The organism is Niallia endozanthoxylica (assembly GCF_008710145.1).
Taxonomy (GTDB): domain Bacteria; phylum Bacillota; class Bacilli; order Bacillales; family Cytobacillaceae; genus Bacillus_BD; species Bacillus_BD endozanthoxylica.
In genome coordinates this window covers 116,697-138,653 of sequence record NZ_VYKL01000026.1, presented here as the reverse complement: position 1 = coordinate 138,653, position 21,957 = coordinate 116,697, and the positions used below count along the sequence as shown (strand labels likewise).

Annotated in this window: 24 protein-coding genes; 6 read left to right on the top strand and 18 right to left on the bottom strand. The window is 36.0% G+C overall.

Annotated elements, in window-relative coordinates; translation table 11 throughout:
• Positions 1-205 precede the first annotated feature (205 nt).
• From F4V44_RS17060 to ilvA, 4 genes are all read right to left on the bottom strand, one after another.
• A complete protein-coding gene (locus F4V44_RS17060) occupies positions 206-1,051 on the bottom strand; it encodes a DegV family protein (protein ID WP_150441221.1) in 846 nt (281 codons plus the stop codon).
• Positions 1,052-1,198: 147 nt separating this feature from the next.
• Positions 1,199-1,960 carry a twin-arginine translocase subunit TatC gene (tatC, locus tag F4V44_RS17055; protein ID WP_150441220.1) on the bottom strand — a complete coding sequence of 254 codons (762 nt, stop codon included), beginning with the start codon at positions 1,958-1,960 and terminating at the stop codon, positions 1,199-1,201.
• A gap of 136 nt (positions 1,961-2,096) precedes the next feature.
• A complete protein-coding gene (locus F4V44_RS17050; protein WP_150441219.1) occupies positions 2,097-2,300 on the bottom strand; it encodes a twin-arginine translocase TatA/TatE family subunit in 204 nt (67 codons plus the stop codon).
• A gap of 173 nt (positions 2,301-2,473) precedes the next feature.
• Positions 2,474-3,742: a threonine ammonia-lyase IlvA gene (gene ilvA, locus F4V44_RS17045; RefSeq protein WP_150441218.1), complete on the bottom strand. Its 1,269-nt coding sequence runs from the start codon at positions 3,740-3,742 to the stop codon at positions 2,474-2,476.
• Positions 3,743-4,073: 331 nt separating this feature from the next.
• Between ilvA and F4V44_RS17040 the strand changes: the two genes are divergently transcribed.
• Positions 4,074-4,373 (top strand): hypothetical protein, encoded by a 300-nt coding sequence (locus F4V44_RS17040; RefSeq protein ID WP_150441217.1) that lies wholly within the window; start codon positions 4,074-4,076, stop codon positions 4,371-4,373.
• Between the two features lie 51 nt (positions 4,374-4,424).
• Here F4V44_RS17040 and folA read toward each other — a convergent pair whose 3' ends face one another.
• The 3 genes from folA to F4V44_RS17025 all read right to left on the bottom strand — a co-directional run bounded on the left by folA (position 4,425) and on the right by F4V44_RS17025 (position 6,716).
• A complete protein-coding gene (gene folA / locus F4V44_RS17035; protein WP_150441216.1) occupies positions 4,425-4,910 on the bottom strand; it encodes a type 3 dihydrofolate reductase in 486 nt (161 codons plus the stop codon).
• A gap of 33 nt (positions 4,911-4,943) precedes the next feature.
• Positions 4,944-5,900 (bottom strand): thymidylate synthase, encoded by a 957-nt coding sequence (locus tag F4V44_RS17030; RefSeq protein ID WP_150441215.1) that lies wholly within the window; start codon positions 5,898-5,900, stop codon positions 4,944-4,946.
• A 114-nt stretch (positions 5,901-6,014) separates the two neighbouring features.
• Entirely contained in the window at positions 6,015-6,716 is a 702-nt protein-coding gene (locus F4V44_RS17025; protein WP_150441214.1) for an anthrax toxin lethal factor-related metalloendopeptidase, read from the bottom strand.
• 135 nt (positions 6,717-6,851) lie between these two features.
• On the opposite strand from F4V44_RS17025, the gene F4V44_RS17020 reads away from it, so the two are divergent.
• On the top strand, positions 6,852-7,157 hold the full coding sequence (locus tag F4V44_RS17020) for a GIY-YIG nuclease family protein (protein WP_150441213.1): 306 nt from the start codon (positions 6,852-6,854) through the stop codon (positions 7,155-7,157).
• A gap of 117 nt (positions 7,158-7,274) precedes the next feature.
• The gene (locus F4V44_RS17015; RefSeq protein ID WP_150441212.1) at positions 7,275-7,523 is read left to right on the top strand and encodes a hypothetical protein; all 249 of its coding nucleotides are present in this window, start codon (positions 7,275-7,277) and stop codon (positions 7,521-7,523) included.
• Positions 7,524-7,647: 124 nt separating this feature from the next.
• Here the strand turns inward: F4V44_RS17015 and F4V44_RS17010 are convergent, their stop codons facing one another.
• The 7 genes from F4V44_RS17010 to F4V44_RS16980 all read right to left on the bottom strand — a co-directional run bounded on the left by F4V44_RS17010 (position 7,648) and on the right by F4V44_RS16980 (position 15,275).
• The gene (locus tag F4V44_RS17010) at positions 7,648-8,232 is read right to left on the bottom strand and encodes a YpjP family protein (protein WP_150441211.1); all 585 of its coding nucleotides are present in this window, start codon (positions 8,230-8,232) and stop codon (positions 7,648-7,650) included.
• Positions 8,233-8,530: 298 nt separating this feature from the next.
• The gene (locus tag F4V44_RS17005; protein WP_150441210.1) at positions 8,531-9,304 is read right to left on the bottom strand and encodes a class I SAM-dependent methyltransferase; all 774 of its coding nucleotides are present in this window, start codon (positions 9,302-9,304) and stop codon (positions 8,531-8,533) included.
• Positions 9,305-9,392: 88 nt separating this feature from the next.
• A complete protein-coding gene (locus tag F4V44_RS17000) occupies positions 9,393-9,827 on the bottom strand; it encodes a BrxA/BrxB family bacilliredoxin (RefSeq protein WP_150441209.1) in 435 nt (144 codons plus the stop codon).
• A 105-nt stretch (positions 9,828-9,932) separates the two neighbouring features.
• On the bottom strand, positions 9,933-11,060 hold the full coding sequence (locus F4V44_RS16995) for a conserved virulence factor C family protein (protein WP_150441208.1): 1,128 nt from the start codon (positions 11,058-11,060) through the stop codon (positions 9,933-9,935).
• A 119-nt stretch (positions 11,061-11,179) separates the two neighbouring features.
• Positions 11,180-13,060 (bottom strand): ABC-F family ATP-binding cassette domain-containing protein, encoded by a 1,881-nt coding sequence (locus F4V44_RS16990; RefSeq protein ID WP_150441207.1) that lies wholly within the window; start codon positions 13,058-13,060, stop codon positions 11,180-11,182.
• Between the two features lie 101 nt (positions 13,061-13,161).
• Entirely contained in the window at positions 13,162-14,364 is a 1,203-nt protein-coding gene (locus F4V44_RS16985) for a coiled-coil domain-containing protein (RefSeq protein WP_223881938.1), read from the bottom strand.
• 386 nt (positions 14,365-14,750) lie between these two features.
• Positions 14,751-15,275: a hypothetical protein gene (locus tag F4V44_RS16980; protein ID WP_150441206.1), complete on the bottom strand. Its 525-nt coding sequence runs from the start codon at positions 15,273-15,275 to the stop codon at positions 14,751-14,753.
• A 125-nt stretch (positions 15,276-15,400) separates the two neighbouring features.
• Here F4V44_RS16980 and metA point away from each other — a divergent pair, with 125 nt between their 5' ends.
• Positions 15,401-16,309, top strand: coding sequence for a homoserine O-acetyltransferase MetA (gene metA, locus F4V44_RS16975; protein WP_150441205.1), 909 nt, complete (start codon positions 15,401-15,403; stop codon positions 16,307-16,309).
• A gap of 98 nt (positions 16,310-16,407) precedes the next feature.
• Here the strand turns inward: metA and F4V44_RS16970 are convergent, their stop codons facing one another.
• Positions 16,408-17,109 carry an AIM24 family protein gene (locus F4V44_RS16970; protein WP_150441204.1) on the bottom strand — a complete coding sequence of 234 codons (702 nt, stop codon included), beginning with the start codon at positions 17,107-17,109 and terminating at the stop codon, positions 16,408-16,410.
• A gap of 243 nt (positions 17,110-17,352) precedes the next feature.
• Between F4V44_RS16970 and F4V44_RS16965 the strand changes: the two genes are divergently transcribed.
• Both F4V44_RS16965 and F4V44_RS16960 read left to right on the top strand, forming a co-directional pair.
• Positions 17,353-18,684, top strand: coding sequence for a trypsin-like peptidase domain-containing protein (locus tag F4V44_RS16965; RefSeq protein WP_223881937.1), 1,332 nt, complete (start codon positions 17,353-17,355; stop codon positions 18,682-18,684).
• 236 nt (positions 18,685-18,920) lie between these two features.
• On the top strand, positions 18,921-19,133 hold the full coding sequence (locus F4V44_RS16960; protein WP_191090733.1) for a DUF3892 domain-containing protein: 213 nt from the start codon (positions 18,921-18,923) through the stop codon (positions 19,131-19,133).
• A gap of 159 nt (positions 19,134-19,292) precedes the next feature.
• Here F4V44_RS16960 and mntR read toward each other — a convergent pair whose 3' ends face one another.
• The 3 genes from mntR to F4V44_RS16945 form a co-directional block, all read right to left on the bottom strand.
• Positions 19,293-19,721 (bottom strand): transcriptional regulator MntR, encoded by a 429-nt coding sequence (gene mntR / locus F4V44_RS16955; protein WP_150441203.1) that lies wholly within the window; start codon positions 19,719-19,721, stop codon positions 19,293-19,295.
• Positions 19,722-19,959: 238 nt separating this feature from the next.
• Positions 19,960-20,682 (bottom strand): hypothetical protein, encoded by a 723-nt coding sequence (locus tag F4V44_RS16950; protein ID WP_150441202.1) that lies wholly within the window; start codon positions 20,680-20,682, stop codon positions 19,960-19,962.
• Between the two features lie 121 nt (positions 20,683-20,803).
• A complete protein-coding gene (locus F4V44_RS16945; RefSeq protein WP_150441201.1) occupies positions 20,804-21,694 on the bottom strand; it encodes a foldase protein PrsA in 891 nt (296 codons plus the stop codon).
• Positions 21,695-21,957 lie beyond the last annotated feature (263 nt).

The window sequence follows — 21,957 nt, the reverse complement described above, 5'->3', positions numbered from 1 at the left end:
TCTAAAATCACGAACTTTCAATCCCTTTCCGATATCAAAAAAGCGCCAAATCCTTGTTACATAAGGAATCTGACACTTTTCTCTGATGTGAATTCAATTGTTTTTCAAGTTTACGGAACAACTTCGTTAGTTTGCAGGCGAACTAAGTTGTGTGTGAACAAACTAAGATGGGGTGATACAAAAACATCAAATGCTGTGCTGTTACTTATTCAAAGTAATACATAAAACCAATTGCTCCAGGTCCTGTATGGGTACTGACAATCGGTGTTGTTTCTTCAATGGAAATATCCTCAAAGCCTGTTGTTTCAAAAATGGCTTTCTTTGTTTTTGAAGCGAGCTCATATCCATCTGCATGAACGAGGCCTACACCTTTTATTATTTTTCCTTTCGTATCTTCAGCAAATCGGGCTGCAAGATATTTGGCAACTTGAGCATGACTTCTTACTTTTGCAACGGGTGTATATTCACCATTTTCTAATGAGGCAATCGGTTTAATATTTAATAAGGATCCTATGATTGCTTTCCCTTTCCCGATTCTGCCTCCTTTAACCAAGTTTTCCAATGTGTCGACCACGACAAAAAGCCGCGTGTTATTTCGTATTTCATCTAATCTATTTAAAATGGCTTGTACATCTTTTCCATCTAAAGCCATAGTTGCTGCCACGACCACTTGAAATGACAACGCTTTCGATATAAAACGTGAATCGACAACTGTTACATTGGTCTCGGTCATTTTAGACGCACTTTCTGCTGACTGTGCTGTTCCGCTCATTCCTCCAGTCATGTGAATCGAAAGCACTTCATATCCTTGTGAACCAAGCCGGTCGTACAATTCAACAAATGCCCCTGCGGATGGCTGTGAACTTTTAGGTAATTCTTGTGATACCTTCATTTTCCCCATAAACTCGGAAGGAGATATATCTACTCTATCTGTATACGTTTCACCATTAATACTTATTGTTAAAGGAACCACTTCTATTCCGTATTTATCAAGTTCTTCCTGTGTGAGATCTACAGTAGAATCGGTTACAATTTTAATTTTGTTTGTCAATCTATTCACGTCCTTATTCTGCCATCATATCCATTATACAAGCATTCTTTACTTTATGGAAATAATACTTCAATATATTTTCCCAATAAAAAAGCCTTCAAATCATACGATTCAAAGACTTTTTTTCAATAATCATATTCATTATTACTATTCATTCATCACTTCATCATCATAGCCATATGCAGCTTCGCGTTGCTTTTCCTTTTTTAATTTCCGTTTATAAACAAACTTTGATAAATTCACACTGATTTCATAAAGGAATAACAATGGAACAGCAACTAGAAAATCTGACATAAAATCTGGCGGTGAAATAAAGATTGCAATAACGATTAAGACAAAATAAGCATATTTACGAATCTTTGCCAGTACATATGGATTAATAATCCCAAGTGATGTCAAAAACATTAAAACAACTGGGAGTTCAAATAATATCCCAAACGGTACCGTAGTTGTTAATATAAAACGAAAGTATTTCTCTGCTGTAAAATTGGTGGCCATCATATCTCCACCCAGTTCGATTAAAAACCCCATGATGGTTGGAAAAATAACAAAGTAACCGAAACACAGCCCAATAATAAAAAGGAAAAACAATGCTGGCACATATGAAAGCGAGACCTTTCTCTCAATCGGCTTGAGGGCAGGTTTTACAAAGAGCCAAATTTGCATAGCCAATACCGGAATCGTTCCTGCAATAGCAATTACCGTAGCTATCATGAAATAAACCCATAGGATATCACTTGGTCCCAGTACAATCAGTTTTACGTCTAAATCCTTTGTCATCCACTGATATAGCTCTTCCACATAGAAAAAACCAACGATGAAAAAGACAATAAAAGCAGCAACTGTAATAATGAGCCTTTTTCTTAATTCATCTAAATGATCTATTACATTTAATTGTTTATCTTCCATCTACTTCCCCTGCTTTTTTCTTTTATTACGAAAAATAATGAACACTAACAGTTAATAATACAGACTGAACAATCTCCTTAATCTAGCAGTAATGCTTAAAAATAGAAGAAAAAAGGTGTAAGAATAATCTCACACCCTATTTTGTCACATTTTTAACTTCCTTTTTCGCATCTTCTACTTCATCCATTACATCGCTTGTGAGATCGCGTGTAGATTTTTTAAATTCACGTAATGTTTGACCAAAAGCACGTCCAATTTCAGGCAACTTCTTCGGTCCAAAAATGATAAGAGCCAGAATAAGAATTAATATTAATCCAGGAACCCCTATATTAGACAACATATGATACATCTCCCTTTGTTATTACTTGTCTTACTAACATGATTATATTACAACTGCTATCATTTTGGGAAATGAACGATAAATTTTCATGTAATCTTCACAAAAAACATAAAACCTTTACAATATGTGATAATCATCATTTTATATCCTATAAGAAGCTATCCGCCCTGATATTAGATTAATAAATGGAATAGTGTGCTGTCATTATTGATTTCAGTATAAGTAAATCCTTTTTTCTGCATTCTATCAATTAAATCGTTATAATCATCTTTATATTTCAATTCAATCCCTACAAGTGCCGGTCCATTATCTTTATTATTTTTCTTCGTATATTCAAAACGGGTAATATCATCATTTGAACCAAGGACTTCATCTAAAAATTCACGCAGCGCACCTGCACGCTGTGGAAAATTCACGATGAAATAATGAAGAAGTCCCTCGTATAACAAGGATCTTTCTTTAATATCCTGCATCCTTCCAATATCATTATTTCCGCCGCTGATAACCACTACAACGGTCTTACCTTTTATTTTCTCTTTATAAAAATCAAGTGCTGCTACAGGCAGTGCACCGGCAGGTTCTGCTACAATCGCATGTTCATTATATAATTGCAAAATGGATGTACATACTTTCCCTTCTGGAACGACAATGATATCATCCAATAATTCTTCACAAATAGCAAAAGATTTTTCCCCCACACAGGCCACTGCGGCTCCATCTACAAAGCCGTCAATTGAATCCAGCTTTGTCACTTCATGCTTATCAATAGAAACTTTCATAGAAGGTGCACCTGCAGGCTCAATTCCAATCATTTTCGTTTCCGGTGACACACTATTCATATAGGTGCTCATTCCAGACATCAGTCCGCCGCCGCCAATACTTCCAAATACATAATCAATTTTTTCTTCACAGTCATTTAAAATCTCAACCGCTATTGTGCCTTGACCCGCCATGACCAATTCATCATTAAACGGATGAATAAATGTTCTGCCTTCCTCTTCAGCACAAAGAACAGCCTGATTATAGGAAGCATCAAAAGTATCTCCAGCCAAAACAATGTCAACATATTCTCTTCCATGCATTTCTACAGAACTAATCTTTTGCTTTGGCGTTGTAGTCGGCATGTAAATTTTCCCTTTAATTTTTAATTTTCTGCATGCATAAGCAACACCCTGAGCATGGTTTCCCGCACTTGCACATATAACGCCGTTTACAAGTTTTTCTTGCGGAAGCATTTTAATGGAATAATACGCTCCACGCAATTTAAATGAGCGAACTACCTGTAAATCCTCTCTTTTTAAATAGATATTACACTCATACTTTTCGGATAATCGTTCGTTTTTTTGCAATGGCGTATGGGTAACGATATCTTTCAGATGCTGGTATGCTATGAGAATATCCTCCACTTGCAACCATTTCTTTTTCATTACTTTCTGTTCCATACCTTCACCCTCAATTCATTCTATATCCTAATATTTTTAATCAGTAAATTATAACATGAATTTTGAGATTTTCCATTACCCTTTCACAATATATATTTATAATTCTGTCAGTTATTTGAAAAAATATTTGTAAAATAACGTATTTGTTAACCTATTTGACAAATATTTATAGGAGATTTTGTTAAATAAAAAAGAAAAATGTCTTAATTCGTTGAAGAAAGCGCTGTATATATGATATATATGTTATATACGCCTAAAATGTTTTTAATAATTTATCTCTATTAAACATTTTAAATAATAGAAATATAGTAAATATTGGGAGGATATGGAAATGAATAAGCTAAAAACAGCAGAAATGGTTGCAGACATGGTTGGTTTGGATTATGGATATGTGGTTGAAGCAATAGAATATTTTAAATCTATTGACGAAGCGTTTAACTGGATATTTCTTTCAGAAGAAAACCCAATGCGTCCATATACGCAAGAACAATTAACTCAAAAACTCGCTTCTGTAACAATTGAAGATATGCAGGAAGCAAATGCTAAAACAGCTGGCGAATATTTAGTCATTGACGCTGACCACACATATTTAACTCCATATGGTGTGGCTTATATTCGAATCACTCGATAAGCAAAAAAAAGGAAACCAGCTAATAGGCTGCTTTCCTTTTTTCTTTACTATTTATTTACGTTCATAAATAGTAAAGAAATATTCATATGGGTTTTTTTCATCCTTTACACCCTTCTCCTGTGAAACTAAATCCCAATCTGATTGATTGAATTCTGGAAAATATGTATCTCCGGTAAACTCTTCTTCTATCCTTGTAATATAAAGGCGATCCGCCATAGGAAACGTGGCTTGAAAAAGCTCTGCACCCCCAATAACAAAAACTTCTTCATTATTATGGCTGGCCATTTGAAGCAATTCTTCTATAGAGTGAATAATTGTACAGCCTTCCTGAACATATTCTTTGTTTCTTGTTACGATAATATTTTCCCTGCCTGGCAAGGGCTTTCCAATCGATTCAAATGTATTTCTCCCCATAATAATCGGATGACCCATCGTTACACGCTTAAAAAACTTTAAATCTGCGGGCAAATGCCATGGAAGTTGATTATCCTTCCCGATTACCCGATTCTTATCCATAGCAACAATAAATGAAATCATTTTATGCCTCCTAACGCACTTTTTACGATTAATTTATACAGCAACAGGCGCTTTTATAGCCGGATGCGGATTGTAGCCTTCGAGTGTGATATCTTCCATTTCCATTTCAAATAATGAGTGCTTTTCTTTATTAAGATGGATCATTGGAAATGATTTTGGTTCACGTGAAAGCTGTGTCTGAATCTGCTCTAAATGATTACTATAAATATGTGCATCACCTATTGTATGAACAAATTCTCCGACTTCAAGCCCGCATTCGTGTGCAATTAAATGAGTTAATAATGCATAACTAGCTATATTGAAGGGAATCCCAAGGAAAATATCTCCACTCCTCTGGTATAATTGACAGCTCAACTTTCCATTAAACACATAAAATTGAAACAAAGTATGACAAGGCGGCAGTGCCATCTGCGGTGTAAATTCTGGTGACCATGACGAAAGGATCAACCTTCTTGAATCGGGATTTGTTTTAATTTGTTCAACCAAGTCCTTTAACTGATCAATCGTTTCTCCTGTTGTAGTTTCCCATGCGCGCCACTGTTTACCATATACAGGACCTAATTCACCATATTTATGGGCAAATTCATCCTCCTCAAGAATTCGGGTGATAAATTGGCTCAATTCAAGTTCATATTGCTCTCTAAATAACTCGTCAGTTTGACTGCGCAATCCAAAGTTAGTCATATCAGGACCTTTATATTCATTACTTTCAACCCAATTTTTAAATGCCCATTCATTCCAGATATGATTATTATGTTTAAGCAAATACCGGATATTTGTATCACCTTTAATAAACCATAATAATTCACTTGCAACTAAGCGAAAGGGAATTCTTTTCGTTGTCAATAATGGAAAACCCTTTTGTAAATCAAACCTCATTTGATATCCAAATACAGAAAATGTTCCTGTTCCTGTCCTATCACTTTTTTTGTTGCCATGTTCTAATACATAACGGCACATATTTAAATACTCATACTCGGGATGCTGCAATTTGTTTACACTCCTTTTATAATAATCATGACATATCACGACGATAAATACCGATTTACTCATCATCCTGTTTTATGTTGCAAAATACAATAACCAATATACATTGTACCAAAACTAAAACAAATTTTTAATGTATTGGTAGGTCAAAGGAGCTTTTCTTTTCAGCTCCTCACGATACTGTCCCCCTAGATAATAGAAAGCAAAGCATTCAGCAAAATACTCTTCCGGGTACAGCAAATAATATTTTTTATCAGGGAACATATTTCCTTTTTCCAGATTCCAGATTTCCAAATAACTTTGTCTGTCTCTAAGTTCATTATATACAAGTCTATCAACAGAATGGGCCAATTCATGGAGCTCTAAATTGACTGAGCCATGACCCTTTCCTTTATGACTTGCACCGATTTTTACTAGAACTACTTTCCCCCCACCCATCCCAGGTATTTCATCCCAAGTTGTTTTTTGAACATATCCTCGGGGAACCATATTTTCGAGGTGGGCGGCAGCTTTAGTCTCTGTTAACTTACCATTAAATAATTGAATAATAATCCCCTCTTTATGAACTTTCTCTAATAAAGAAAGAGGCAAACGATCTATGCGGGAGATGATTTGTGCAGCTTCCGCTTGATTAAAAGAAGTTACAGGGAGGATAATGATTTGACTAAGAACCTCTTCAGATACTAAATTCAAAGAGGTTTTTAACATGGAATGTTCTGAGAACTCAAGTAATTTTATTCCTTCTTTTTCAGCCTGGGAATTTCCCAATAGAAGGAGAGAAAGTATGACGATAACGAAAAGAAAACGATTTTTTTTCATTGGATTCAGCCCTTATCATTGTCAAATCTAGGAGGATAGGAAACTATGATTGAATCTATTAATCCCAAACATTCGCTATATGTCATTCATCTAAAATGAGAGAAAAATCACCTTATTACAATTGGAAAACTGGGGATGTTCACATTTCGTAAGGGAACATATATTTATGCGGGCAGTGCCAAGAAAAATATTAGACAAAGAATTGAACGACATAACAGGATAAACAAAAAGATTCACTGGCACTTTGATTATCTTCGTCCTTTTGGAATAATTACTAGAATTATAACATATGATCAAAGCTTTGGAGAATGTGAGCTCGCTGAGAATATTAGGAAACAATTGAACGGTACTATACCTGTAAAAGGATTTGGTTCTTCAGACTGCAAATGTGTATCCCATCTTATTTTTGTTGAGGATAATCTTATTCCAGTAAACAAATAGGCACTACAGCATTCACCAATTATGATTGTCATGCATATACTTCAAAGTAATCGAATAAACTATTTAATTAATAACCTATTATATAGGAAATAATGTATTACTAGGATGTCATAAAGGGTGAATATAATGAGATTTATGTTTAAACAGGCCTCAAGTGAAGACTTAGAGTCCGATTTAAATATGGTTATAGAAATATTACATTCAGGATATTTTATGCTCATTGAACTTTTCTTTTGGGCATTGCTGTTAACCATTGTGACCGTTCCAGCCCAGCACTCACTTTTACATGCGGTCATTTTTTTCTTCTGTTATTACGTATTTGGCATTGGACTATTTTTATTATTAAGAGGCTTGTTAAAGGACTAGCTTCGTCATATATTAGCTAGTGTTAAAGGGCGAATAATAAAGGAGGAATGACGTTGTAGTCAATTCCTCCTTTTCGTGAGCCTTGTGTCTTGATTGCTCCATGTATTCTTTTGTCGACTAACTCTCATGTCATCCATTTAGGAGGTGTATTTTTATCCCAATTAATAATTCCTAAATGATGATGGGCCTGAAATTGGTCGTGACTTGTATGATAGTGAAAGTTAAACATATACTCTTCTTGGGGTGGATGGTCCCTTCTGACATGGAATCGAATAACATCCTGATTCGTCTGGTTATCCATTATATGAAATATCCTTTCTGAAACCCCGCCGCTCGGAACTTCACTTACAATTAATTGACTTAATTCCTCATCAGGATACTGTAATGCCACTTCAGCAATTGCCTTTTCCATGCTTGGTAAGATGAATTCTCTAAATTCATCTTGAATAACAGGTTTAATTCTTGTACCAAATTTTACAAAAGACTGTTCTTCGGCAACCCTTACCATTTCATTAATAAACTTGTCTCTCTCGGATACATCTTCCGTCTCAAAATATTCTTCCGAATTAGAAGGGTTTGTTTCATAAGCATCCCGCTTCGAATGTTTGTCTTCATTAGGAGAATCAGTCAATAATCCTTGTGGCGTAACTAGTCCAAATGTTGCAACCGTTACGACAAGCAAAAGTGATTTTCGAAGCCATTTTGGCATTGATTTCATCTCCTTATTTACTCTCATAAAGAGTTAATTTTCTATCCTCTTATTCATTATTGTACTATATTTTCCAGTATTAGTACGAATAAAAAAACAGGAAAATTTCATTTTTTCTTAAAACATGCATAAAAATGTTATGAAATGAAACGTTAACATCATGAGCTGTATTTTAAAAGCAAAAGGAGGGTATGATATGGACTGGTCCATAGCAATAACCATTGGCAGTATAGTATTGATGGGTTACTTTATCTATCTGTCGTATGCAGATTAATCGTTTTATTTAGATAAGATTTATTTATTGCTCTGAAATACCAAAATGAAACTTGGCTGTTTTCCTTATTTGCACATGAAAACCAAATTGCTCGAATCTATCACTGCGGAAATGATCTTTTAATACAACACGCTCTTTTGCAACCCTCTTAGCATAATAAATTGTTTCTTCTGTTAAAGGTTCGTAAATAGCCAGCTTTTTAATTCCTTTTATCCCATTTGATTCAGATATGTTTTCTTCAAACATCGGATCAAAATACACACAATCATAACTGTCAGGCGGAAGTCTTTTTAATAAATCCAAAGCAAGACAGGATTTCAATTCGATACGTTTCATAGCAGCAAGGATTCGAGAGTCTCCATCATTCCAAGTTTGTAAACCGGTCTTCATCATATAAGCAAGAAATTGATTGCCTTCACATCCAGTCACACGGCCCGTTGCTCCAACAATAAAACTTGCTGTGATACTGTCAGAGCCAAGCCCAAAAGTACAGTCTAGCAGCTTCTTGCCGGCAGTCAGGCTACAGGCTTCAATAAAGGGATCCTTTTCACCATTTTGTAAGCGTTTGATTCGAAACATGGCTGAGTTGGGATGAAAAAAACAAGAATTTTGTTCACCTAGAGGAAATAATTCAATCCTGACTTTTCCGATAACAAGACAATCGTCTTGAACGTCCCTTTGAACAGCCTGAATAGACCGCTTTTTTCTTGGAATATAGGCTATTCCAAGTAATTTCGCTGTATCTTCAGCACACTGGACCATCTCTTTATTCGTTCTGCCAGCAGTAGTTACTATCATTCGTGACAATCCTTTCGTATCTAAACATATTTCTTTTATTATAAAGCAAAAAAGGGTGCCCTTAAGCACCCTTTTTCATCTTTTCACTTTAGCAGTTATCCGCTAATGCTGTCTGTATATTTTCCATTATTGTTTCAAATGGCTGACCTTCAATATCGTGACGGTGAATAAAGTGAACAACCTCTTTGCCTTTTAGCAAAGCCATTGAAGGTGAAGATGGCGGGATATCACCAAAATATTCACGCATTTTTGCAGTTGCCTCTTTATCTTGACCAGCGAATACCGTTACAAGATGATCTGGCTTTTTGCTGCTTTCTGAAATAGCAGCTGTTGCCGCTGGACGAGCCAAGCCTGCTGCACAGCCGCAAACAGAATTGACAACAACAAATGTTGTTCCTTCTACACTATCCATAAACTGCTCAACAGCTTCTGTCGTTTCTAGTTCTTTAAAACCAGATTGTACTAGTTCATCACGCATTGGTTTTACCAATTGTCTCATATATTCTTCATATGCCATTGACATAAATACCATTCCTCCTCGTTATTTTCAAATATAAGCATACTATAAAGTATGATTAATAGGCAATGTTATCCTTATTTTCAATTATAAACAGGAAGATAACCCCTTCTATTTTTCCAATCTTGCATCCGTCATTTGCTTCCAGACAGACCCCTTTGCTTCTTCTCCTTTTTCAATCCGTTCAATTGCCAGCTTTATTTGGAGACTTACTTCAAATTCAGGATCATTTTCAGCTGCTTTTAAAGCAGGAAGCGCCCGTTCATTTCCTACTTCGTACAAAAACATCGCAGCCCTCCAGCGAACCAGCTTGCTAGCATCCTTTAGTGCCCCAACCATAGCATCCATTGCCTCAATATATCCTAAATCTGATAAAGTGTCACCGGCTGTTCGTCTTACCGTTACACTTTTATCCTTTAAGGCTTTATATAAATAAGGCAGCACAGTCTTATCTTCAATCATTCCAAAATAAACAACAGCCAATCTTCTAATGGATGCTTTTTCATCCAGCAAGGCCCTTTCAAGAACAGGAATGTCTTCTATGTTTGGATCCTCCATTTGCTCTAATAATTGATAGCGGATTCTCCAGTCATCAACAGTAAAATCGGATAGCTGTACCTTTTGTTTCCATCGTAACGGATTCGCCTTTTGACTTTCCGGATTAACAGCTATCTCAATTAACCTATGCAAACGGTCAATTGGGTACGCGGCCAAAATTTCTTCCACAACAGTTTCCCCAACCTGATCCATATCTCCATAACGATTACCGAAATCCTTCCATATTCTTTCCTTTATATAATTATCACCTGGAAGTTGTACCTTTTTGACAGATTCAACAAATTGTTCAGATAATCCCAATCGTTTCTCTTCCTGTCCGTCCATTAGTTTCACCTGTACCGGAATTCCTTTATACATTTGAACTTGAACCTTAATTTCACCAAAATGATCATTGATTTTTATATGATCAGCCGATTCCTCAACTTCTTCCCCAAAAGCCTGTCTAACCTTTTGTAAAATTTCCTTCCAATCAAATTTGGCATTACGTTCCACAGCTAAAAAGTCTGCGACATGGTATACACCCTTTACTCCGTCTATCTGTAAAATTTCCTTAATGACATCTGGTGCACCTTCTGCTTGATTTTTTTTATAGTTATTGCTTTTCCCCATGGGTAATTCTTGATTAAGAATAACCTTCATGGTATTAGGGCTTGGTGTTGGTTCGATGGATTTAATTTTCAATCTCATCATCCTTTTCAACTTATTCATAGCATTAAGTATATTTATTCTAACACAGTGAAAATAGCGATAAAAATAAACAGCCTGACGTGTTCGTATCAGACTGTTTATTAACTGATTTTCTATATTTGTTCGGCTAATTCTGTCAGATATGTCCATCTCTCAATTAAATATTCCAATTTCTCATTTAGTTCTGTTTCCTCATTAGCCAGTTGTTGAGCTTTCTCAAAGTCGCTTCCCGTATTATTTAATTCAACTGAGATTTCCTCTAATCTGGTTTCCACTGCTGCAATATCGTCTTCAATTGTTTCAAATTCCTTTTGTTCCTTATACGACATCTTCTTTTTCTTTGGTTTTTCCTGAACCTTTACTTCCTTTAGCTCCTCTTGTTTCTTTTCCGGTTTTTTTATCTGCCTTTCGAGGAAATCAGAGTAATTACCATAGAAAGTATCTATATTTCCTTCACCCTGCAACACAAGCAGCTGCTCTGCCACTTTATCAAGAAAATAACGATCATGCGAAACAGTAATGACAACCCCGGAAAAATCATCTAAATAATCTTCTAATACAGTTAAAGTTTGTGTATCTAAATCATTTGTCGGCTCATCAAGAAGAAGGACATTCGGCTCAAGCATCAATATTTTTAACAAATACAATCTGCGTTTTTCTCCGCCCGAAAGCTTTCGAATGGGTGTGCCATGTGTATATGGAGGAAAGAGAAATCGTTCAAGCATTTGAGAGGCGGATATTGTTTTACCATCTGTTGTATGGATTACCTGAGCTGTTTCATTTAGATATTCAATCATCCGTTTATTTTCATCCATATCTTCGCTTTCCTGTGTATAATAAGCTACCTTTACCGTTTGACCTATAATACGTTCCCCTGAATCCAGCGGGATTTTGCCAGCCAAGATATTTAAGAGTGTAGATTTCCCTGTTCCATTCTTTCCGATAATACCTATTCGGTCACCTGGCTTCACGAGCAGGTCAAAATGATTAATAATAGTCCGGCCATCAAATTGTTTTGATGCATCCTTCAGTTCAAAAACTTGTTTACCAAGCCTGCTTCCTTTCAGTGTGATGTCAAGCTTCTCGCTTGATTTCACTGTTGAAAGCTCCTCATCTAGCTTTTCAAAACGCTGAATTCTTGCCTTTTGCTTTGTCGTCCGCGCCTTTGCCCCTCTTCGAATCCATTCAAGCTCCTGTCTAAACAGATTTTTTTGCTTATCAATAGTTGCCGCTTCATTTTCTTCCCGTATTGCCTTTGCTTCTAGAAAGGCCGCATAATTTCCTTTATAGCTGTACAGCTTTCCGCCATCAAGTTCAAAAATACGATTGGTTACGGCATCAAGAAAATAACGGTCATGTGTAACAAGAAGAATGGCACCATGATAGCGACTTAAATAATCTTCAAGCCATTTGACTGATTCAAAATCAAGATGGTTAGTTGGCTCATCTAATATCAATAAATCAGGATTTTGGATTAATACCTGGGCAAGGGCGACACGTTTCTTTTGACCGCCTGACAAAACACCAATTTTATGGTTGAATTGTTCAATACCAAGCTTTGTTAAAATCGTTTTTGCGCTGGTACTCATATCCCATGCATTTAATGTATCCATTTCCTTTTGCAATTGAAAAAGCCTTTCCTGTATCGTTTTACTTTCAGGTTGTTCATTTAATTGTATTAAGGTCAGTTCATAATTCTTAAGTAATCGGAAGATGGGAGCATCTCCATCAAAAATTTGCTCAAGAATAGTTAAATCTGGATCCAATTCAGGCGCTTGAGCAAGATACGAAATCCGATAATCTTTTGCAGAAACAAATTCTCCCTCGTCAGGAAGATCAATACCAGCTATCAATTTAAGGAGCGAGGACTTCCCAGTTCCATTTACACCAATAAGGCCAATACGCTCTTTTTCAGTAATCGTAAAGGAAATATCATGAAATAACGTTTTTTCACCATATGTTTTTGTTACATGTTCAATCGAAATTGTTTTCATTTGGATCATTCCATTCATTGAATAATTATATGTGTAAGTCTATCTATTATAACAGATAATAAAAAGCAGGAGTAAACACCCCTGCTTTTTCTTTCATTCTATTAATTAATGACTCTCATAACTCGTCCATTAAAGGTTTGCGCCCAGTAGCCGCTAGTCATATCAGCAATCGCTACACCCGTTGAGCTTTGGGAACCAATGAATTTCCCTCCGCCAATATAAATGCCGACATGTCCATCTGTTTTATATGTATTAAAAAACACCATATCACCAGGACGCATTTCACTGGCAGAAACTCGTGTACCCGTATTTTTCAAAACTTCCGTACTGGCACCTACTTTAACACCTGCCTGCGCAAAAGCCCAAGATACAAATCCTGAACAATCAAAACGGCCATTGGCAATATCGGATGCATTTCTTCCGCCGCCAAATACATAAACAGAATTTCCGATATATTTGTAGCCGGCATTAATAACAGTCGAAAGACTTCCTGAACCGCTGACAGGAGTAGCACTGCCTGTACTAACTTCTGTTCCTGTACTAGCTGTTGTTCCTGCATTCACAGTACCCTGAACAGCACTAGAACTACTACTACTATTCGCAACAGCCAAAGCGGCAGCTTGTAATTCTGCTATTTGTTCTTGATAATTCGCGATATCTGCCAATTTATCACTCTCTTGAGAGTCTAATTGAGCTTTCAATGCTTCATTCTGAGCCTTTTGTTCTTCTGTTTGCATTTGCATCCCTTCAAGCTCGGTCTTAAGATTAGTTAAATCAGCCAATTTTTTCTCAACCGATGCCTGCATTGCTTCTAATTCATTTTTATCCTTTTCATGATCCTGAATCATTCCTTGGTCAGCTTCTACAATTGTAACAACTGCACCTATTCTACCAATAAAATCACTAAAACTTGTAGAACCAAGAATTACTTCTAAATAGCTGATATTACCGCCATTCTCTTGGAAAGAAACAGCGCGTTCCTTTAAGATTTCGGTGCGGCTTGCAATTCTTTCTTCCATCACAGCTATTTCATTATTTAAGCGATCAACTTCTGCCTGCGTTTCAGTCATTTGGATATTTGTTTCTTCAATTTTAACACTATTATCTTTAATAGCCTGCTCCATCCGCGAAATTTGTGCTTCCAAGTCTGCTTTTTGCGTTTGAATGCTGCTAAGTTCCTTTTGTGCTTCAGAAATCTCTGTTTTAATACTATCAATTGTATCCGCTTTTACTGCCGGTACGGCAAGTAAACTTCCCATTCCAAGCATAAATGTGGTACTAAGAGTAACTAATTTTGTTTTCAACACGAAAATCCTCCCTGCGCTCTGCAGCTAAACCTATACATGAATCCACTAAATGATGCGCTACGTTTTATGTACAAAAAAGTATGTATAAAAGTTTTAACTTATCAATTTACATTTGCTAACCTTATTAATCTCTCAGTCTATTTTTACAACAACGCTAGTATAGCACCATATCTTGTCAGTTGTGTAATAGAAATATTACAATTATATTTCAATTTCTACCTTATTCGACAAAATTATCAATATGTAAAAGGCTTAATCCTCAATGACTAAGCCTTTTTCTGTCAAATTTCTGTAATAAAAGTAACAATATCCTGCTTCCGTTTCTAACTCAATGTAATATTTCATATGTATAGTTGGATAGATTGAATACATATTAAATAATTTTACAAAGCTTTCTCTATCCTTTCAGTTGTCAAGAGCATGTAATCCGTCATCATTGCTAAATCATCTATTTGGTCCTCTGTAATCATTCTATCAAATAAGACTTTTGCTTTATATTCCCCTTTTTGTTCAGGACAAAGAGGTTCAGAACAAAAAGTCAACTTAATCGTTCTATTTTCACCCCATATTTGATTTAATATTGTTTCTACTTCGGACATCAAAGACTGCTTGTATACATCCTCAAATATAAATTCGATGGTTACAAAACAGCCTGCCAAGTTATTTGCTTGAATGGATGGCATCAGCTCGGCAGCTAAATTGTCTAAACCTGCCAGCAAGGAAAACCTGCAGGTTACATTCCGATTGGGCAAAGCCAATTGAAATGAAAGGTCGTAGGTACGAGACAGTTTTGCAGAGTTTATACAATCATTACGATCGATAATGGCAATTTCTCCATTTAAATCTCTGTCATAAAAGCCACCTTCCATCACGACTCTCATGTTTTCAAATGCCGTTGGATCAAACATGAAAAACCTCCTCACTTATTAGATAATTACTAAATTTCATATTACTCCGATGATTAACGATTGCGACATTGATTAAAGGTTATTATAATGAACTTATTGAAAAAAAGGAAAAGAGGGATGATTCCTTGCCAATTAAACTACCTAAACTATTACCAGCACGGGAAATACTTGAAAACGAAAATATTTTTATCATGGATGACGAGCGAGCCAGTCAACAAGATATCCGTCCTTTAAATATAGTCATTTTAAACCTAATGCCAGAAAAAGAAAAAACCGAAGCACAATTGCTTAGACTGCTTGGAAATACTCCTTTGCAGGTTAATCTTTCGTTTCTCAAAACAGCAACGTATGAATCGAAACATACTAGTCCATATCATTTAGAGCAGTTCTACACTACATTTGCTACAATTAAAGAACGTAAATTCGATGGGATGATTATTACTGGAGCTCCTGTTGAAATGATGCCGTTTGAAAATGTTGAATACTGGGATGAACTAGTTGAAATTATGAAATGGACCAAAACAAATGTTACATCCACCCTACATATTTGTTGGGGAGCCCAGGCGGCATTATTTTATCATTTTGATATTGATAAATTTGAACTACCGGAAAAATGTTCGGGAATCTACTCACATATAATCAATGATCATTCGGAAAAATTGTTACGCGGCTTTGATGATGAATTTCTTGCCCCGCATTCAAGATACACCGATGTGGCCATTGAGGATTTAGAACATTGTTCTGAGATTAAAATATTATCCTCCTCGCCTGAAGCAGGTCCATTTATTATGTGTGCAAATGGAGGCAAACAAATAATGGTTACAGGCCATTTAGAGTACGATGCCCAAACATTAGCGGAGGAATACAGCCGTGACCTAAGTCGTGGAATTGAAATTAAAATTCCGGAGAACTATTTTCCAAATAACGACCCTGAGAAACCACCGTTAAATCGCTGGCGATCCCATGCGCATCTCTTGTTTTCTAATTGGCTTAATTACTATGTTTACCAAGAAACACCATATGAATGGAATTGAAAAGGTAAGGAGTTAATAAGCAGCCATAAATAAGAAAAAAGAACCCCTGATTTCGTAAAATCATTAGAATCAGGGGTTCTTTTTTCTTCTATTAATTATTAGCCCATGGAATTAGTCTGCTTAAAATATACCTCTTCAAACGGCTGGATGACCACAAAACCATTACCGGAAAATTTCATTTGTATAGACTCGCCGCTCCCCCTGCCAATGAAGGTTTTAAAGGAAATATCCGTAACAAACTCATGCTGTAGACTGCCAGACCAAGCGACTGTTGCATTGGGGTCTGTAAAAACTGGATTATCAGGAGTAACCAGTAATGTAAGCGGTTCGTAATGTGAGGTAATCGCTACCAGCCCTTCCCCTTCTAACTTTACATTAAATAACCCGCCTGACAGCATACCAGCTATTTTCTTCATCAATTTAATATCCCATTCAATGGTTGGTTCGAAAGCCAAGAGATCGTTTCCATTTACAAATAAAGACTCTCCCTGTAATTGCAGAATGGAAATTTTCTTACCTTGATCGGCTACATACAGTTTCCCCTGACCGGTTGCCTTCATTAACGAAGTTCCTTCACCTGTTAGTGTTTTTTTAAACATTTTCCCTAATCCATGTTCAAAGACGCCTTCTCTTTCAAATTTAATATTCCCGCGATAGGAAACCATGGCACCTGCTTTTGTCCAAATTTTATCTGTTAAATTGATTTCCAATAACCTTGCTGTTTCTAGTTCAAAAAGTCCTTCCCCCTTATCCTGTTGCATTGTTTCATTAACGAACTCTTGAATCGAGTACCTCTCCATATACTCCCGTCCTTCCATGAAGTATTTTCATTTACCATCATTTATACTTATCATTCTTATATATTCTTCGTTTACATTCCGATTCCTTTATGTTCCCGATTCGCTTTCATTCAGAATAAACTAGATGACTCCCCCCTTATCCATCTATGCTTATTTATTTAAGTGTACAAAATTTATTTATCATATTTATTGAATATATTAAATTTGATTATTAGTGCCCATTATTCTTCTAATGAGGTGAGCATGATGAAAAAAAGAGCATTTATTACTGTACCGATTAGTATGATTCTTATTGCAGTAATCGTAACTTCTTTCTTCTTACTTAATATTAAGCCTGATACTTCAAAAATCTCTCAAGCTCAAAAGTTATCGGAATACTCCAAACCAGCCGTTGTTCGAATTATTGATTACGCTATTGTAGATTGGAATTTTTATGATTATTACACGGATGTCGGTCTTGAAGTAGATGCCATCCTGCAGCAATTAAATTATCAAACCATTGTCGGCGGATCTGGATCTGGCGCCATTATCAGCCCTAACGGATATGTTGTTACTAACGCCCATGTGGTAGAAACATCTCAAATGGAGGACGTCGATATTGCAACCGCAGGATTGGAACAGCTGGCAGCTATTGTTGCAGAGTATTATCAAGAGGATTATAGTATTGCCTATGAATATTTATGGACCTTCCTTGAGTACACAACTGTTACAAAAGTGCAGAAAATTGTTTTACCGGGCGGGGACATTCTTGATGGCGAAGTAAAGAGCTATGGTGCGCCATTTAATGAGGGAAAGGACGTAGCCGTGCTAAAAATTGAAGGAAAGAATCTCCCTACATTAAAGCTCGGAGATTCAGAAACAATTGAAGATCAAAATAATATTTGGGTAATCGGCTACCCTGGAGCAGCTGACTCAGAACTGCTGTCACCTGATTCAGCTTTGGAATCCTCTATGAATGCTGGTCAGATTACCGCTACCTCCAAATCGCTTCAACAAGGTGGAAGCCCTGTTATCCAAATAGATGCTGCCGCAACACATGGTAACAGCGGCGGACCGGTTATTAATGACAAAGGTGACATCATAGGACTATTAACCTTTGGTCCCGAAGTACAAGGATTTAATTTTGCTGTTCCAGTTAATACCGTTAAGGAATTTGTCAATCAGGCAGGTGCAAAAAACACAAGGAGCAGTACAGATAAACTTTTTAAAGAGGGTTTAGAACTTTATTGGGGCGGGTATTACAAAGATGCCTTAGAAAAGTTTGAAGCTGTTGCAAGAATTTACCCTAATCATTCAGAAGTCAAACAATATATTACGAATTCGGAGAAAAAGGTCGATGATAGTAAAATTCTTTGGTCCGAATATAGATTACTTTTTTATATAATTGACGGCGTAGCAGCTCTAATAATCATTTTCTTAATGATATTTACCTTTGTTCTGAAACCAAAATCAGCTGTAGCACAAGCTGGTTCTGTTGAAAACATTCCAGATTTGAACGGTGATGGAAAAATTGATATGGAGGATGTTCTTCTTGCATTGAAAAAGCAGCAGGATGAAGAGAAGAAAAAAGAATAACCATATTTTATCTTCAAATGTCCCAAGATTTATGCATTTTTCTTGGGACTTTTTCTATTTTACCTTTCATCAATTTTTAATAAAAAATGATGAAAGGAGTAATAAGAAGGTCATGAGACGAGTAATTGTAATATATAGAAATCCTGTTACTCTTCTGTTCACCCTGTTTTGAATGAAAAATGGATATTTCGACCAAAATAATGTAATAGAAAAACAAATTGGACTGGAGGAGAATCATGTCTGAACAATTAGTGGCGATTCAGCGCAATCATTTCGGTGACATCATTAGTTTCCAAACGTCAACAGGAAGAGTGATTTCCTATCGTAAAGCTTTACAGGAAGCGGAAGAAGGCATTATTGATGGAGTCAACATAAAAGAAGGTCATGATGGAAGCAGCTATTTAACTCCCGGAATGATTAGTTCTTTTGATGAATATCCATTATTTTAAATAAAGACCTACCTAGCTTAAAGCACGAAGGGATTGTACCAAAAGCAAAGGTGTCAGGCACCACATACATTATCTAGTATCACTTTGCGTAATATCGCACTGGATATAGATAAATGGTGGATGCCTGACACCTTATGGGGCAGCCCCGTCTTCAGGCTGCTACTGCTGATGTTCTTCATTTTTTAATTGTATTTTTCTCAACTCTTCAATTCGCTTTTCATCTTCTTCAAAATATTGAACCAAATCAACGATTCGATCAATAGACTCCCAGCTTAAGTGATGTTCTATACCTTCTACATCCTCATATATGCTTTCTTCTTTTACACCAATGACGCGTAAAAATTGTTCAAGAAGTTCATGACGATAGACTAATCGCTGGCCTACTTTTTTCCCTTTAGATGTCAGACTAAATCCTCTATATTTTTCATAAGTAAGATAATTATCTTTATCTAGCTTCTGCACCATTTTTGTTACGGAAGAAGGATGCACGGATAAATTCTCAGCAATATCAGATACTCGTGCAAAACCTTTTTTTTCTATTAAAAGATAAATTTGCTCTATATAATCTTCCATACTAGGTGTCGGCAACAATTTTCCCCTCCATATAAGAACCAAGACTTCAACGAAACAAATGTTTTCATTCCGTATGAAGCAATCAAAAGAAGTCATTCACTTCATATCCCATAAATGGCTCAATCTACATTAAATATTACTATAGAAATGGAGGGGAGACAAGGATAATTCCATATTGTTGGTTTAACGCAAAATTTTTCCTTAAATGGATTCGCCCTTTACCATCCATTTAACACTAATTTCATTATCCTAATTATCTTTTACCATCTAGCTTTAGATATCGTTCTTCATGAAAAGGAAACAGTTTTAATTTTACAGCTTCTTCACGGTGATTAGTAAAGATTTCTTCTACTATTTGGCGTGTCGTTTTCCCGTCTGTCTTAATTCCTAATTTTTTTGCACCCTCAAGAATTCTTTTTTCTCGGACTTCATGTGCCAGTTGATGCAGTGTTTTACCTTCTGTAGCGATGCCCAATTCATTCGCTTCTTTTTTTATCGAAGCTTCATGAACTTCATGAGATAAATCGGAAAGTTCCTTTCCCTCAACTGATATTCCAAGTTCCTTCGCTTTATTTTTTATAATGGTTTCCCTTACTTCCTGTGCCAATTGCTGAAGCTCTTTTCCTTCTGTTGCAATTCCAAGTTCTTTTGCCTTCTTTTTGATAAACACTTCCCTTACTTCTTCTTCTAAAACGTCAATTTCTTTCCCGTTTGTATCTATGCCCAAAGCTTGTGCCTGTTTCCTTAAATACACTGCCTTAATTTCCTTTACAATCGTTTCTACATCTTTTCCTTCTGTATTAATCCCTAACTCTTCGGCTCGTTTTTTAATAAATTCACTATTGTGCTTAAGCTTTTCTTTATGGTTTTCTTGATGTTTAATATTCGTGTCTTCTGTCCTTTCCGCTGCATTGGCGTAATGGTTTCCTATTGTTACACCACAGGTTAAGATTAGCAACATCAATACCTTTTTCATTTGTAAAATCCCCCTAAAATTTGGTTTTGTTTACAAATGTTAGATTGCCCAGAAAAGATAAAAACATGATGAACAGATAATGAAAAATGAGAGAAAAGCAGAAACTTTTCTCTCATTCATTTTACTCTTCATTTAATAATGTATTTTCAATGTCAAGCTTTTCCCTTTTTTCGTTAATCCACGTACTGTACTCTGTTTGCAGCTCTTGATCAAATAAAGTTTGCTTTATTTCACCTTTATAATCCTTTAATTCCGCTTCTTTTGCTGCTTTTTTATTAGTCACTTTTATAATGTGAAACCCATAGTCTGTTTGAACAGGTTCGCTTATATCCCCCTTATTCATCGAAAAAGCTGCTTTCTCAAACTCCGCAGCCATCTCTCCTGTTGAAAAGTATCCTAGCTCGCCGCCATTATCTGCATTAGAAGTATCTGTGGAATATTCCTTCGCTAATTTTGCGAAATCCTCTCCTGCTGAAAGCTTTTCTTTTACTTCATTAGCAGTGGATTCATCATCAACAAGAATATGACTTGCTTCAACCTGCTCCGACTCATTGTATGATTCTTTATTCTCTTCAAAATAGCTTTCAATTTCTTCATCAGTAACCTCTATATTTGATTCTAGGAGCTTAACAATCTTTAAATAATTGACGATTTCAGACTTAATATCAGCTTTTGTCACACCTGATTGCTCCAACGCAGCATTAAATTGTTCTTCTCCACCGTTTGCATCTATATACGTTTGCATTTCCTCATCAATTTCTTTATCAGATATTGTAATATTTTCCTTCTCAGCTTCATGCTCAACAATCTTGTTATCAATTAAATAGCTTATCGTGTTTGTTCCGTATTGTTTTACCATGACATCATATAATTCATCTTGTGTAATCGGATTCCCTTCAACACTTGCCACAACTTCCTTTTTGGAAAACGCTGTCCCAAAGACAACAGTTAAACTAATCACTGCCACACCGGCAATAGCTAATAATAATTTTTGATTAAGTAATTTTTTCAAAACAAATAACCTCCATGTATTCTTGTTTCTAAACTTGAACCTATCTTATCGAAAATATATGAACAAACTATTAACAAGATTTGAAACGGCTGTTAAAAGCAACCATTTACATTCGCTATATATGTCCTTTTTAATATTTTGACATATACTAGTAGATATTTGACTCATCTAAGAGATATGGTCATGAAACGGGAGGAGAAAACTCATTTTCTCCTCCCGTTTCATGACCATATCTCAACCTTTCAGCGGAGCTGAAAGCCGTG

Bases quoted from the DNA above. Each gene is read 5' to 3' on its own strand.
- F4V44_RS16970 (WP_150441204.1), bottom strand. From the start codon at position 17,109: ATGGAGAGGTACTCGATTCAAGAGTTCGTTAATGAAACAATGCAACAG.
- F4V44_RS17025 (WP_150441214.1), bottom strand. From the start codon at position 6,716: ATGAAAAAAAATCGTTTTCTTTTCGTTATCGTCATACTTTCTCTCCTT.
- F4V44_RS17000 (WP_150441209.1), bottom strand. From the start codon at position 9,827: ATGTCAATGGCATATGAAGAATATATGAGACAATTGGTAAAACCAATG.
- ilvA (WP_150441218.1), bottom strand. From the start codon at position 3,742: ATGGAACAGAAAGTAATGAAAAAGAAATGGTTGCAAGTGGAGGATATT.
- F4V44_RS17020 (WP_150441213.1), top strand. From the start codon at position 6,852: ATGTTCACATTTCGTAAGGGAACATATATTTATGCGGGCAGTGCCAAG.
- F4V44_RS16980 (WP_150441206.1), bottom strand. From the start codon at position 15,275: ATGTTTGATCCAACGGCATTTGAAAACATGAGAGTCGTGATGGAAGGT.
- tatC (WP_150441220.1), bottom strand. From the start codon at position 1,960: ATGGAAGATAAACAATTAAATGTAATAGATCATTTAGATGAATTAAGA.
- F4V44_RS16960 (WP_191090733.1), top strand. From the start codon at position 18,921: ATGTCTGAACAATTAGTGGCGATTCAGCGCAATCATTTCGGTGACATC.
- F4V44_RS16965 (WP_223881937.1), top strand. From the start codon at position 17,353: ATGATGAAAAAAAGAGCATTTATTACTGTACCGATTAGTATGATTCTT.
- folA (WP_150441216.1), bottom strand. From the start codon at position 4,910: ATGATTTCATTTATTGTTGCTATGGATAAGAATCGGGTAATCGGGAAG.
- F4V44_RS17010 (WP_150441211.1), bottom strand. From the start codon at position 8,232: ATGCCAAAATGGCTTCGAAAATCACTTTTGCTTGTCGTAACGGTTGCA.
- F4V44_RS16990 (WP_150441207.1), bottom strand. From the start codon at position 13,060: ATGAAAACAATTTCGATTGAACATGTAACAAAAACATATGGTGAAAAA.
- F4V44_RS17040 (WP_150441217.1), top strand. From the start codon at position 4,074: ATGAATAAGCTAAAAACAGCAGAAATGGTTGCAGACATGGTTGGTTTG.
- F4V44_RS17005 (WP_150441210.1), bottom strand. From the start codon at position 9,304: ATGATAGTAACTACTGCTGGCAGAACGAATAAAGAGATGGTCCAGTGT.
- F4V44_RS16950 (WP_150441202.1), bottom strand. From the start codon at position 20,682: ATGAAAAAGGTATTGATGTTGCTAATCTTAACCTGTGGTGTAACAATA.
- F4V44_RS17050 (WP_150441219.1), bottom strand. From the start codon at position 2,300: ATGTTGTCTAATATAGGGGTTCCTGGATTAATATTAATTCTTATTCTG.